Origin of the sequence: Paenibacillus sp. FSL P2-0136 (genome assembly GCF_037975325.1) — a bacterium.
GTDB lineage: Bacteria > Bacillota > Bacilli > Paenibacillales > Paenibacillaceae > Paenibacillus_AQ > Paenibacillus_AQ silagei.
The window spans coordinates 4,813,832-4,828,319 of sequence record NZ_CP150244.1 but is presented as its reverse complement, the minus strand read 5'-3'; the positions used below and the strand labels follow the sequence as shown (position 1 = coordinate 4,828,319).

At 52.3% G+C, this 14,488-nt stretch carries 10 protein-coding genes; 5 read left to right on the top strand and 5 right to left on the bottom strand.

The genetic code is table 11. From position 1 onward, the window contains the following. The 3 genes from NYE26_RS20630 to NYE26_RS20620 form a co-directional block, all read right to left on the bottom strand. Entirely contained in the window at positions 1 to 957 is a 957-nt protein-coding gene (locus NYE26_RS20630) for an ABC transporter permease subunit (protein WP_036731659.1), read from the bottom strand. A gap of 87 nt (positions 958 to 1,044) precedes the next feature. Continuing rightward, positions 1,045 to 2,637, bottom strand: a complete 1,593-nt coding sequence (locus tag NYE26_RS20625) for a response regulator (protein ID WP_339249729.1) — start codon at positions 2,635 to 2,637, stop codon at positions 1,045 to 1,047. After that, positions 2,630 to 4,420 (bottom strand): sensor histidine kinase, encoded by a 1,791-nt coding sequence (locus tag NYE26_RS20620; protein ID WP_081751385.1) that lies wholly within the window; start codon positions 4,418 to 4,420, stop codon positions 2,630 to 2,632. Before NYE26_RS20620 ends, NYE26_RS20625 begins: the two co-directional genes overlap by 8 nt. A gap of 850 nt (positions 4,421 to 5,270) precedes the next feature. Between NYE26_RS20620 and NYE26_RS20615 the strand changes: the two genes are divergently transcribed. From NYE26_RS20615 to NYE26_RS20600, 4 genes are all read left to right on the top strand, one after another. Beyond that, positions 5,271 to 7,328: a hypothetical protein gene (locus NYE26_RS20615; protein ID WP_339249725.1), complete on the top strand. Its 2,058-nt coding sequence runs from the start codon at positions 5,271 to 5,273 to the stop codon at positions 7,326 to 7,328. Further along, entirely contained in the window at positions 7,328 to 7,660 is a 333-nt protein-coding gene (locus NYE26_RS20610) for a hypothetical protein (RefSeq protein WP_076081231.1), read from the top strand. Before NYE26_RS20615 ends, NYE26_RS20610 begins: the two co-directional genes overlap by 1 nt. 535 nt (positions 7,661 to 8,195) lie before the next feature. Continuing rightward, positions 8,196 to 9,497: an SLC13 family permease gene (locus tag NYE26_RS20605; RefSeq protein ID WP_339249721.1), complete on the top strand. Its 1,302-nt coding sequence runs from the start codon at positions 8,196 to 8,198 to the stop codon at positions 9,495 to 9,497. Positions 9,498 to 9,524: 27 nt separating this feature from the next. Further along, positions 9,525 to 10,667 carry a glycerate kinase gene (locus NYE26_RS20600; protein ID WP_339249719.1) on the top strand — a complete coding sequence of 381 codons (1,143 nt, stop codon included), beginning with the start codon at positions 9,525 to 9,527 and terminating at the stop codon, positions 10,665 to 10,667. A 668-nt stretch (positions 10,668 to 11,335) separates the two neighbouring features. Here the strand turns inward: NYE26_RS20600 and NYE26_RS20595 are convergent. Continuing rightward, complete coding sequence (locus NYE26_RS20595; RefSeq protein ID WP_339249717.1) at positions 11,336 to 12,364, bottom strand: sugar diacid recognition domain-containing protein; 1,029 nt, start codon at positions 12,362 to 12,364, stop codon at positions 11,336 to 11,338. A 296-nt stretch (positions 12,365 to 12,660) separates the two neighbouring features. Then, positions 12,661 to 13,575 (bottom strand): dihydrodipicolinate synthase family protein, encoded by a 915-nt coding sequence (locus NYE26_RS20590; RefSeq protein ID WP_339249715.1) that lies wholly within the window; start codon positions 13,573 to 13,575, stop codon positions 12,661 to 12,663. A 96-nt stretch (positions 13,576 to 13,671) separates the two neighbouring features. Between NYE26_RS20590 and NYE26_RS20585 the strand changes: the two genes are divergently transcribed. Further along, a complete protein-coding gene (locus NYE26_RS20585) occupies positions 13,672 to 14,430 on the top strand; it encodes an IclR family transcriptional regulator (RefSeq protein WP_339249713.1) in 759 nt (252 codons plus the stop codon). Positions 14,431 to 14,488: the final 58 nt, after the last annotated feature.

Here is a 14,488-nt window from a genome sequence, read left to right as displayed (position 1 = left end):
CTATATGATGCTTTCCTTGGTTATTTTTTTGAAGATGCCGTTGGCTGTAAAGAGCAGAATTACACTCACCACAGAATTGAAAATATTAATCGCCGTCCCGAAGGAGAACCGTCCCATCCCCAGCCCGTAATTCAGGGCATACAGGTCGAGAGTCTGCGAGTAATCACGCACCAGATTGTTGCCGAGCAGGAACTGCTTCTCGAACCCGATGCTGATCAGATGGCCGATGGACATGATTAGCAGGATCACGATGGTACCCCGGATGCCCGGAAAAGTAATATGACGCACCTGCTGGAGCCGGCTGGCTCCGTCCACCCTGGCTGCTTCGTACAGCTCCGGCCCGATGCCCGAGATGGCGGCCAGATAGATAATGGTGTTCCAGCCCGTCTCCTTCCAGACATCCGAGGCGGTAACAATGCCCCAGAACAGATTGCCCTTCGCCATGAACTGGATCGGCTCACTGATGATATGAAGACCCATCAGCAGGTCATTGACTGCGCCGTTGTCCGTGGAGAGCATCTTGGTAATGATCCCGGCGGCAACCACCCAGGACACAAAGTGTGGCAGATACGACACCGTCTGAACAAAGCGCTTCAGCACCTGCAGCCGTACCTCATTCAGCAGAATGGCGAAGATAATCGGAATGATAAAGCCTGCCAGCAGTCCCATAATACTCATGGCCAGCGTATTGCGCAGGGCGTTGAAGAATTGCTCATCCTGGAACAGCTCCCGGAAGTACTGGAGGCCGACCCATTTTTGCTCGAAAAAGGATTTGCCCGGCTTATACTTCTGGAAGGCCATCATCCACCCCCATAACGGAAGATAGCTGAAGACAAAGGCCCAGAGGACAAAAGGAACAGCCATCATATAGAGGTATTTCTGCTGCCGGAATTTCCCCCAGAAGCTTGCAGCAGATTTCTTCGGCTCCGGCTTCATCGTGGTGGTAATCGCTTTCATTTATGTCCCTCCTTCGATATAGCTTTATCATAATCTGCCGCCAGGACGGGAAACACCCGAAGATTTGAGTGTAAAAACAGGGGAAAATCAGTCTTTTTCGTAAGCGCTTTCTGAAAAAACATTCTCCGGCTCCTTTCTCCGGTAAGCGGAAGGGGAGATGCCTGCGATTTTTTTGAATTTCTCGCGGAAATAATCGACATCGCTGAAGCCGACACTGCTGGCAGCCTGATGGATTTTGCAGCCTTGATCCAGCAGCTCCTTGGCCTTCTCAATGCGGATCGTATCCAGATAAGTGTTGAAGGAGCAGCCCATGGTGTTCTTGAACAGCTTACCCAGATAGGCACTGCTATAGGTGAACACATCGGCCAGCGTCTCCAGCTTCAGATTCTCGTCATAGTGCCGGTGGATCAGATCGACCATCCGTTTCATCAGGACATCCATATCGTCGCGTATAATCCCGCCAGCGTATTCCTCCAGCAGACCTGAGATATAACGCTGGAGCTGGGGGAGGGAGGTATGCCTGTAGATCTGCTGAATCTGCTCCTCCATCAGGCTCTGCGCAGCGCTAAGCTCCTTATAATGAACGGAGAGCTTGCCGGACATAGTAGTAACGGCCCGGACATAGTAGGATTTCACCGCCATCTCGGATAATCCCGCAGCAGCCATAAGGTCCCCTGCTTCCTGGATCAGGTCAGAGATTACGCTGAGATTGCCGGTATCCATGGCGAAATAGAGCCGGTCCATCACAGGGGCGAGCCTGCTCTCCGTATCCTGGGGGTTCGCAGGCAGCCCCTGCTTCAGCTTGAGCGAATCCGGGCCGATCATCCCCGGCTCATCATAGAAGAAGTGATCCTTCATCCGCGCCAGCGCCGACTGATGGGAGAGCTGCAGCTCCGCCAGACTGTCCACCATATCCCCGGCGGTGATGATGCACTCCAGTCCTTCAGCGGCAGCGGCCTCACGGATCTGCCGGGCCATCCGTTTGCTTACCAGCTCCTTCTGATAAGAGGGCTGAAGCAGCACCCCGAGATAAGAATCAAGCGCGAATACGATGCCCCGGCTATTGTCCTCGAAGCTTGACGTCAGCCGGGACTTGACGCTGCTGGAAGGTCCGTTGTCCGCATGATCCTGGAGCAGCAGCCGGATCAGCACGATCTGGTAGGCATCCCAGAGCAGCCCTGCTTCCAGCGCCGACTCCATCAGCGCCGGGGCGGGATGCAGACTGCTCTCCATCAGCAGGGACTGAACCAGCATCTCCCGGCTCCAGACCTTAACAGCCTCATGATTCTTGCGGTGCGTCAGCCGCGCATTCAGTACGGTGGATAGGCCCGTAAGATACAGCTGCAATTCCTCTTCATCGACTGGCTTAAGCAGATAGTTATCGATATTGTAAGACAGTGCACGCTTGGCATAGCTGAAGTCGGCATAGCCGCTCAGGATGAGAATATGCAGCTCCTCATGATCCTCCCGCAGCTCGCCGATCAGCTCCAGCCCGTCCTTCCCGGGCATACGGATATCGACAATCATCAGGTCCGGAGAATACAGCATAGCCTTATGCCTGGCTTCAACCGCGTTGGCAGCTGTATCCACTACCCGGTAGCCCAGACTCTCCCAATCCAACAGAGTAACAAGCCCTTCGCGGATAGACAATTCATCATCAACAATTAACACACTATACATAGGAATCACTCCTTATAGGGATGGCGAAGCTGATCTGTGTGCCGTATCCGCTCTGGCTGGACAGAACCAGGCCGCATTCCGGGCCGTAGGTCAGCTTCAGCCGCAGATGGATGTTACGCATTCCGATACTGTGGGTCTCATAGTCATCGTTATTGTCCAGCATCTGCCGCAGCTCTGCGAGCCGGGCCGGCGGGATTCCGGTTCCGTTATCGGAGACCTGAACCTTAAGCAGGGCATCCTCCACCCGGATATCCACCCGGACCATTCCGCCGTCCATCCGGTCCTCCAGGCCGTGTATGACACAATTCTCCACCAGCGGCTGAATAATAAGCGGCGGAATTTTTAAGGTATTCGCTGCCGGATCAACATACAGCTCGTAGGCGAGCCGGTCATTGTAGCGGAATTTCTGGATGACCAGGTAACAGTTTACGGTCTCCAGCTCACTTTGCAGGGTAATTCTGCCCCCGCCGACCTCCAGATTCTTGCGCATCATCTTGCCCAGCAGCCGGACGACCTGTGCAATATCGGTCTGGCCGCGGGTGTGGGCCTTCATCCGGATCGACTCCAGGGCATTGAACAGGAAATGGGGGTTGATCTGGCTGGCCATCATTTTGAATTTGATCTCATTCTGCTTCAGCAGGATAGCATTCTTCTGCTGGTTGGACTCCTGCACCTCGCTCATCAGCTCGTTGACATTGCGGACCATGTGGTTGAACTGCCGGGCCAGCTGGCCGATCTCATCTTTGCCGTCGATCACGAGCCGGGCTTCCAGATTGCCGGAGGCAACCTTGGAGATATGCTTGCTGAGATGCAGCATGCGTCCGGTGAGCAGGCGGGAGAAGTAGTAGATTAGGATGATTGCAAGGAATAGGGAGGAGATAATGACGGAAGAAGCCAGGGAAATAATCCGGTTAGGCTCACTTACAATACTCTCTACGGAGAAAATAGAGATGATCCGCAGGCTGTTCAGGCTGCCCACAGGATGCCAATCGTCGATCAGCATTTTGAAGGACTGCCCGTCGATCGTGATATCCGCAGGCCCGTGCCCGGCAAGGGTGGACAGCGGCTTCAGGTTGATTTCGTGCAGCGACTTGCCGAGGGTACCTGCCCGGTTGGAGGCGACAATATGATCGTTCTCATCGACGATAAAGGTCTCGAAGGTCTCCTGCTTCAGGATGCTGCTGAGCTGATCCGAATTGACATTCACGACCAGCACACCGGTTGTGCGCTGCTTGAGGAAGTCCACCTTGCGGATCAGGCTGAGATAATACTGGCCGTTGCGGCTGTCGGGGATATAACTCCAGAACGCGAGTCCCTTCTGGGCGAGGGCGAGCTGGTACCAGGGCTCCCGGGTAACCGCGGCATCAGCCTGGAGGAATTCCCAGTTGTTAAGCACCGTTGGGTTGTCGATATACAGCCGGATGCTGGAGATTTCTTTGTACAGGCGGACGAAATCCCGGAAGTCGGGATAATCCCAATAGGCCTGCACCACATCATAGACTGATTCGTACCGGTGATTCGCAGCCTCCTCCAGCCGGCTGTCATTGGACAGGCGGTAGACGATATCCACCGGAACGTTCAGCATCTCACTGGTCCGTTTTTTCACACGGTCGACATTCGCCGTAATCTGCTTCAGCGCATTGTTCATCGCCATATTCCGCAGCTCACTGGTCAGGAACACTCCCACAATGAGCACCGGAATCAGGACGACGCTGCCGAAAGAGAGAAAGAGCTTGGTCCTGAGCTTCAGGTTGTTCATGAAGGTGATGATACGGGTATACACGAATGAAATCGCCTCCGTAAGCACAAATATAATAACGCTTACAATAGAGTATAGCGCGAAACCGTCAGCCAATATATGTCATGAAAATATTTTTTTGATAAACTTTATGGAAACGAATTCCGATAATAAAGGGATCTGAACATCAATATTGGATAATTATTGAATACTTAGATGGAATACTGGAACTCCATTCTGAAGAAGTACGCGGGACCATCTATTGTGTTCGGTTTATCGCATACATTTGGCCTATGCACCTGCGCACCGGCACAATGTGTGCTGTATTTGGCATACATTCGGATCGAGCGCCTGTGCGCTAGCAGATGTATGCTGTTTTCCACATACATACGGGCCACACCTGCGCACCAGAACCAAATGTATGCTGTTTTTGTCATACATTCGGCCCGAGCGCCTGTGCGCAAGCAAATGTATGCTGTTTTCCACATACATACGGGCCACAACTACGCACCAGCACCGAATGTATGCTGTTTTTGGCATACATTCGGCCCGAGCGCCTGTGTGCAAGCAAATGTATGCTGTTTTTGTCATACATATGGGCCACACACCTGCTCACCAGCGCAATGTATGCTGTTTTTGGCATACATTGGCCCGAATCCCTTCGCGGAAGCACATTGTATTCGGTTTTCCACATACATTTGGCCCGGTGACTTCTACTTGGATGGTAACGTAATCATAAATACAACCTTGGATCAATACCAGAAAAAGTATCTTTCAAGCGAGTTAATGAATTATCTTAGAACTCCGTATATTTGCAAGAAGTTGCAAGTCCATGATTCTATGAATTTGTGTACATAACATACAGGTAAGTATGGTGTACGACGGGAGGGTGAAGATGGCATCAACAAAGCTAGTATTTAACGAAGATGAAGTCAGGCGCCTGCAAACGAAGATCGGCCAAGTGAGTCAGGACACCAATCGGCTATATCTTCAATTGAAGGGCCAGTCCAGCGGCTGGGGCGGGATTCCGATGGGCGATCATATGATCAAGGCCCAGGTCCTGATCAATGAATTAACCGTAGAAGCGGAGAAATTAGAGGATATTATCCGGGTCGCCCTGAGAGGCGTCTCGGACTTGCAGGAAGAGAATAAGCGGCAGGCGGACAAGCTGGCGGGGCAGTTTAGTCTTTTGCTCGCAGCCTTCGGCAGCTTCGGGCTGCAATTAGCCACAGGACGGTTCTCCATCCCCGAATCCGTGCAGCGAAGTGCGACGAATCTCATCACTTCCATTGCCGCTCTTTCGGGAAAAGATGAGCTGAGCAGGGACCCCGTGGTGCAGCAGCTCAGGAATGTTATTCAAACCTCCGGCCTCTTGACCGTAGAAAGTATCGCTGCACAAAGTAAGCTGAACGATATCTTCGCGGCGCGGAATCAGATCGCCAAGGCCCAGATGGCCTTCAAAGTGTATCAGGCGTTCGGCAATCAAGCCCAGATGGAGGCTGTCCACGCGCAGGCCGAAGAAGCCCGGCAGAAGCTGGTTTCTCTAGGCGTAGCCAAGATCTACTATGAATCCGGCAAGGATCTAAGCGCCCACTACAGACAACCAGCGGTTACAGCCTGCGAGTATGATCCGTCCATTACGGCGGACAAGGTCCCCTTACTACATAACGAAGAATATCTGTTGCTGCTGCGGCTGGCGATGGAGAAGACTGCCGCCGGAGCGTATGCGCGGGGTCAGCTTGCAGCCAAGCGGCAGGAAATTCAGATCGCAGCGGCTCTTAAGCAGGTTCAGGAGCAGATCGAAGCGGAGCGGCGGTTGAACGGGCCGCCGCTTACGCTGCCGGACGGCACGCCAATTACCGCAGACAACAAGGAAAATGAGACCACCTGGGACTTTTATCAGGCGAAAGTCTATGTGCCGAATGAATATCTCACCCCCATGTACACCAGTTATCTGGGGTGGCTGGATAAGACGTACGGCCTCACGAAATGGGAGAGCAAGGTCCGTCAGTCGGGAGATGTAGTGCTGGCTTTTACCGAAGGCTTGGTGAAAGAGGTCGTCATGGGCGTGGCGGATACGGCAACCTTTGCCTTCAAGCTAGTGGTAGACCCGGTCAAAACCACCACAGAAATAAAGCAGCAAGCTCAATATCTCATGGAGCATCCGGAAGTACTGGTGGAAGCGGCAAAGATGGCGTATCATCAGTTTGACGAAGGTACACCCGAAGAGAAGGCGAAAATGCTGGGCTCGGTCGCGTCGATTCTGGTCCCCGGATTCCAGGTCACCAAAGCAGGCAAAGTGGGGAAAGTGTTGGGTGAGGTAGAAGACGCCGTCAGCCAAGCGGCGAAGGATGCCCTGCAAGGGATTAAGCAAAAGCTCCCGGATCTGGGACGGGCAGTGCAGACGCCGGAAGGGTTTATTTTCAAGATAGGAGAGATTCCCGATACTCCAGCCTTGCCGAAGACGCCGGTGCAGCAGCGGTATATGGATGGTTTGGAGGGGAAGAGTGATAGGGTTGAGGGGACGCCAAAAGCTGGACCAATAAAAGAAGTTGAAATTGTTGATCGCACTGGAAAACCGATTGGCGAATTTGACGAGATTGACTTGAAAAATGGTGTTTTCTATGAGGATAAAGCAGCGAAGGGGCTTGATGTCATCAATCCTAAAACTGGATTACCTGCTCAAACACCTCAGCAATTTACAGATAAACAAATACTGGATAAAACTAGAAAAAGAATAAATAATATTGCAGAAGCTACAGCTACACGAGCTACTAAGAATGGGACTCCAGATGTGCCTTTGTTAGATCAAATAAAAGACATCCGGAAATTCATCTTCAGATTAGATGGAGATACTCCTGAATTAAGGCAAGCTGTTAAGAATAGCTTGGAACAATTAAGAAAAGAATTTCCTGGTTACACTTTTGATGCATTGTTTGGAGGGAAAAAGTAATGTCAATTAGTGTTATGGTTTTAGATGCAAAAGATGAGTTTGAAGAGAAATTTCTTATTCCTGTTGCTGCTGAGTCTTTCTTCAATGAATGTTGGGAACCAGCAATCGAACAATTAGGATTAAAGTGGACTAAAGTATTTTCCGTTGGGATCGATTTAGTTGAAGAAGATTTTCCATTTGTTTTAGAAGAATTATCAAAAATAAAAGAATGGGCGAAGGAGAACTTACCTGACGAAAAGAAGATAAAAATTATTGAAAGAATCGAATTGATTGAGACTGAAGTGCCTATTGCTTTTAGCCATCGAGATGGAATAATAATTTTTATTGGGTAAACTTTAAAAGCTCTTTTCCACTTGAACGATGAGTAGGAATGAGCTTTTTTTGCATGTTCAAGGTCTCGTAACTGAAGAAGAACTGAATACTTTTCTTTAGATTTTGAACTATATGTCTGAGTATATATTGGCTGTACCTTCTTAAGTAATCATTCTCACTCAGTTTGTATAAGCAATATACCTAAACTCCTGCAACCCTGACTGAACTTTAAAGCCTTATGATGAGGGAAGTAATGAAATATAATGATGATATTAGGACAGTTGGAGGAGAAGAGGGCTGGAGATGGCCAGCACCAGGAGCTCGGCAGGGAAGTTGAAAAGTGGGTTTGCTGACTTCTATCAGGATACGGTTGATGACATCATTAAAGAGAACCGTCCGTATTTCTTTGCAGAGCACCTATTCCAAAATTGAGATATACCCCCTAATCCGTTGGTCACTTGCACAATGCATTTCGTCCGTTCATCAATATTCTTTTCCTCCTCCCAGACCTTATAATGAGAGCGTGTTCAACAAGTTGTTAGGGGGATATTTGAAATGGAAGGATTAATCATTGGTTGGTATGGAGCGCTCGCAGGACTGGCAATTGCCATTATTCTGATCCTTAGAAAATTGAATCCGGTCTACGCTCTGTTCCTGGGTGCCATTGTAGGAGCGCTGATCGGCGGAGCCAATCTCGAACAGACCGTAAGTGTTCTTGTAAGCGGTACACAAAGTGTAATGGGCACGGTGCTGCGGGTGCTGGCCGCCGGTGTGCTCGCTGGTGTGATGATGGAGTCGGGTGCGGCTGAAGCCATAGCCCAGGCTATTGTCCGAAAGTTCGGCGGAAGCAAGGCCATTCTGGCCCTCGCGCTGGCAACTATGGTCATTACGGCAATGGGCGTATTCATCCCGGTAGCGGTGCTGATTGTGGCTCCAATTGCTTTATCTGTAGGCAACAAAATGGAGATCTCGAAGCTGGCGCTGCTGCTGGCCTTGTCAGGCGGAGGGAAGGCAGGTAACATTATCTCACCGAATCCGAATACGATTGCTGCTGCGCGCGGCTTTGATCTTGATCTGAGCAATGTCATGCTGGCAGGCGTGATTCCGGCAATCTGCGGATTAATTGTAACCGTTATCTTAGCAACCCTGCTGAAGAAAAAAGGCGTCATGGTTACCACGGCAGAAGCTGCAAACGGTGCAGACAACGCGAATACGGACGCTTATCCGCCGCTCAGCAGAGCGATTGTGGCTCCACTCGTGGCCATCGTCCTGCTCATGATTAATCCGATTGGATCCATCTCCGGGATCGAAGCGTTGACCAAGCTTAAGGTGGATGCACTCTACATTCTGCCGCTGGCGGGGACTATCGGGATGCTGGCGATGGGACAAGGCAACAAGGTGTTGCAATATACATCCTCCGGCCTTAGCAAAATGACTGCAACAGTCCTGATTCTAATCGGGGCAGGCGGCATCGCCGGTCTGATCTCCGCTTCCGATCTGTCCGCCCAGGTGGTGCATCTGATTGAGCTGTCCGGGATTTCCGGGACGTTCCTTGCACCGATCTCAGGGATACTGATGGCTGCGGCTACCGCTTCAACATCCACAGGTGTTATTGTTGCTACCGGCTCCTTCGGGCAGGCCATTCTGAATATGGGCACGGCTCCGCTGGCTGCTGCTGTGATGGTTCATACCGGAGCTACGGTCATCGACTCGCTGCCGCAGGGCACTTACTTCCATGTAACAGCGGACAGTATGAAAATGTCGATCAAGCAGCGCATGGGACTCATCCCGTATGAGGCCATAGTTGGCGGTACAATGACGATTGTGGCTACGCTGGTTTACGGATTTTTACTCTAAGATCAATAATATAGATGAGGTGTGGACATGAGAGAGAGAACCTTTGTACTGGCGCCGGATTCCTTCAAGGAGAGCATGACTGCGAAGGAAGTATGTACAGCGATGGAGGCCGGGCTCCGCAAAATATACCCTGAAGCAACCTATATCCATGTTCCGATGGCGGACGGCGGGGAGGGGACCGTACAGTCCCTTGTCGACGCATCCGGCGGAGAGATTCATTATCTGGAAGTTGCAGGACCGCTGGGACAGCCGGTGACGGCACAATTCGGCATTCTCGGTGACGGCCAGACGGCGGCAATCGAGATGGCTTCGGCCAGCGGCATTCAGCGGGTGGACAAGGCAGAGCGGAATCCGCTGATCACCACTACCTATGGCACGGGCGAGCTGATTCTGGAATGTCTGAACCGTGGTATCCGCAAAATCATCATCGGCATCGGCGGCAGCGCCACCAATGACGGGGGTGCAGGAATGGCGGAGGCGCTCGGCGCCCGATTCCTGGATGAAGCGGGGGACTTACTTCCGCGCGGCGGCGGCAGCCTGGGACGGCTGGCGAATGTAGATGTTAGCGGGCTAGATGCGAGACTGCAGCAGGTTCAGCTCATCGTTGCCTGTGATGTGACTAATCCGCTCTGCGGGGAGCAGGGGGCTTCAGCCGTATTCGGTCCGCAAAAAGGGGCCACGCCCGATATGGTGCAGCAGCTTGACGCCAATCTGGCCCATTATGCGGCGGTGGTGAAGCAGCAGCTTCACAAGGATGTCCGCGACCTTCCCGGAGCTGGTGCAGCGGGGGGACTGGGCGCTGGTCTGATGATTTTCACGCAGGCCACGCTGCAGAAGGGAATCGAGATCGTGATTGAATACACAGGGCTTCAGCAGAAGCTGGAGCAGGCGGACTTCGTCTTCACCGGAGAAGGCGGGATTGACTTCCAGACCAAATTCGGCAAAACGCCGTACGGCGTAGCCCGCACCGCCAAAGCCGGCGGCAAAAAAGTCATCGCCCTGGCCGGTTATATCGGTGAGGGAATCGAGACGCTCTACGCCGAAGGGATCGACGCCGTCTTCGGCATCGTTCCCGGCGCTTCGAGCCTGGAGAAGCTGTTGGCTGACGGCCCCGCCAATGTCGAGCGGACCTGCGAGAATATCGCCAGGCTGCTGAAGCTAGCCGAATAGAAACTTGTGGCCCCGGGAATAAAATTTCCCCGGGGCCACTGTTTTGTGGTTGAGCGGCTGAAGGCTGCCTAATAGACCATCAGAATTAAACAAGTGATTTCATTCCATAAAAGCGGTAAGGTATGAAGTTGCGTCCGTAGTGAAAAACAGGGATAAGTGTATTCTGTGCAACTAAAAACAGTGTAACGGATGGATTTCCTTTTCTAATTGTATTTTGTGCAACTACATTTGCCCGGATGGGCGAAAATCCAGGTATAGGGGCATTTTAATTGCACGAACTACATCTAAACGGAGATTTGGAGGCACATCGGACGATTTAGTTGTACGAATTGCAGTTAGGCCTACCCCTCGCCCCTAATCGGGTGAGGTAACCCCTGAGCAAGCCATTAGTTAAAGTAATTCTCGCTAATCCGTACATTGGGGCATTTTAAATGGAAAAGTACAACTGCTTAGCCGGAAACCTGCGTTTGGCGGGAGTTGGGCTGAACTAAATGCCTTTTTTCCAATTAAACTCCCCAGCTTGTCATTTAGCCGGAAATTAGATGTACTTAATCCACCTATGATCGTGCTGAAATTTCAACTATATGAGATGTGGCCGGAAGTCCAAATGTTCACCGCAGCGACGACCAGGCTTTGGGTTCTAATCGCAAGTGCTTCTTTTATAGTATCTACTTATACAGCGCCAGCAGCTCATGCGTAAGCTCGAAGAGCTGCAGCAGATTCCTCGGGTCCTTGCCGGTGATGCTCTCGATCCGCTTTAGGCGGTATTGCAGCGTATTGCGGTGGATGTTCAGCTGCTCAGCCGTCTGCGAGACGCTGCAATTGTGATTGATGAAGCTGCGGAGCGTCTCCAGCAGATCGGCGGTATCCTCCAGCTTGATCACCGTTCCGGGCTTGTCTGACAGCTTTGCCTGACTGAGCTTCACCAGAAATTCCGCATCCTCGTAGCGGATCGATTGCACAGCAGGGCGGAGTGCCAGAAGAACACCCAGGGCAGCTTTGGCCTGACGGTAGCCCTCCGCGATACTGGCCTCCAGCCGGCCCGAAGACAGCAGGAGTTGCGGCTGATTATGCATCAGCTCCGCAATTAATCGGCTGCAGTCCGGCCGGTTCTGGACTAGGATTACCCATGTATCCCCGTCGAGCTGGAAGGACGGGTGAAGGAACAGAAGCTTCGCCTCATCCAGCTCCGGCTGCACATGCTTGAGATACAGCACGGTGGTCTTCAGCAGAAGATCTATCTGATAGGCTGCGGCTTCTTTCCGCAGCTTCTGGGAATATGCTCCCTGATGGTCAAGGAGCATCTCCAGCAGAGCCTTCTTGCGACTGGCTTCGCTGGCCAGATGCTCCAGCGTATTTCTTTGTTCAATGAGCAGCGATACCGTGGTTCTTACGATATTGCAGAAGGGCCGGACCTCTTCCGGGCTGCCGGAGATCCCGATTACACCTACGCGGGTGTTGCCGATGACAATCGGTTCGTTGGTGCCCTTTTTCTCATATCGCCCGTCCTCCATGACTTCGACCCTCTGCCCGGTGGACAGCGCCTCGACAGCCCCCTGATGAACGGTGCCGACCCTTGCCTTATGTCCGCTGCCGATGATGATCCCCTCATGATTCATGATGTTGATGTTATAAGGGATGTCCATCATCATCTTGTCTACAATCTCCTGCGCCTGCTTCTCCGATAGCTGAAACAACCGGAACGCCCTCCTCGTCTTGAGCGGGTAACCGCCAATATTGCCTCTACTTCACTCATTGTGCATCTGAACAAAATTATAGACCAACCTTCACCGCGAAGAAAGGAGGAACCTCACTAAGAGCCTTGCAAGAAGCCTCACTAGGCACCTTACAAGGAACCGTGCAAGAAGCCGTACTAGGAACAGTACATAGCACCGCCCAGCACCAAAAAAAGCCAGCCCCAATACGGGCTGACCTTAATAGAAGGGGTAATTGTGAAAAATAAGAATGGATGAGTCCGCGCTATAAATATCGCTTACCCTTGGGCAATACCCGCCCGGCTGAAAATCAACTTCAGCTTCTCTTCATGCTCCGCACTCCATATCCCAGGCGAAGCCAGACTGAAGGTGGATACCGGTACGCCGGACAAGCGGACGGCTTCCTTGATCGAAGCGATGAACGGGTCATCGATGGCATACAGCGCCGGAATCTCAATCAGCCGCTGCTGGAAGGACAGCACTCCGGCTAAGTCCCCCTGCTTGAAGCTGTCATACACGCCGAGCATCAGCTCTGGAGCGAAGTTCGCACTGGCAGCAATCGCCCCGTCTCCTCCGGCAGCCAGCGTGGGCAGCAAATATTCGTCGAAGCCGCAAAAGACAGAGAAGTCCGGACTAACCGCCTTAACCTGCATGATCATCTGGCGGATGTGGCTAAGCTGGTCCACGGTATCCTTGATGCCGAGTACATTCGGATAATGTGCGGCCAGGCGGGCAACGAACGCCGGAGTCAGATCCTGGCCGGTCATGGCCGGGAAGTTGTACAGCATGAGCGGCACATCGACCGCTTCCAGCACAGCGGCATAATGGGCGAACAGGGCGTCCCCGCTCAGCTTGTAGTAATACGGATTCATAATGACGATGCCGGTAGCTCCATGCTCAGCGGCATGCCGGGAGAGCCGGAGGGTCTCAGCAACGGTATTGCTGCCGGTGCCGATCCAGGCCGGAAGACGGCCATTCGTATACTCCAGGCATAGCTCTGCGATCTCCTCACGCTGCTCTGCGGTGAACAGGGTGAATTCTCCGGCCGTTCCAAGGAAAAACAGACCGTGAACCCCTTTGGCGATCAGGCTGTCGATCAGCAGCTTCATTCCGTCACGGTCGAATTTTCCGGCGGAATCCAGAATGGTCGGGACGGGAGGAATGACACCTGCATTCGGGTGGCTAAGTTTCATTTTATTTTTGCCTCCTGGTTTGGTATTATAAACATATGATTATTATAGTGAACTTGGAAGGCTTAATCAATGGATTTATGAGAGGGGAATGAAGGTGTGGACCAGAAGTACTGGGTTCCGGCATTGGAACGGGCTGATCTGATTCTTAAGGCCATCTCAAGACAGACCGGAGCGCTCAAAATGACAGATCTCTGCGAGGAGACCGGCATTAACAAAAGCTCGATGTTCTCGCTGCTGCGCACAATGGAGACTCTGGGGTGGGTGGTGAAGGATGCGGGCGAGAGGTATGTGCTTGGCGCCGGGATCTCCTATTATAATACCGTCTATAATGATTCGCTTAAGCAGAATATGAATCTGGTAGAGCGGTTTCTGGCAGAGTCGGTGCAGAGTGTCGGGGCGGTGGGGGAGACCTTTCAGCTGTCGGTGCTGGACCGCGATGAGATTATTTATCTGGCCAAGCAGGAGGGGCAATCCCTGGTAAGGCTGGAGTCCAGCCCCGGGATGCGGTTTCCGGCACATGCGACGGCGATGGGCAAGATGATGCTGGCGCTGCTGCCGGAGGGAGAACTGGAACGGCGATATTCCGGCAAAAGCTTATCCGCAGTCACCTCACATACGCTGACGGATTGGGCTGAATTCACAGCGGCCTTGGCCGATATTCGCAGAACTGGCTATGCCATGGACCGCGAAGAGATTATCCAAGGCATCAGCTGCGCCGCTGCACCGGTACTGGATGCCTCAGGCAAGGCTGTTGCCGCTGTCAGTACTTCGATGCTTCAGCATGCCTTCACCGCGAAGCAGGAAGCTGCGGTCCGGGAGGTAACCCTGCTTGCGGCGAAGCTCTCGTTGTCATAGACATCCGGGCACATTCATTCTGAGGGAGAGAAGGGATTCATATGAAATTGACCGTACA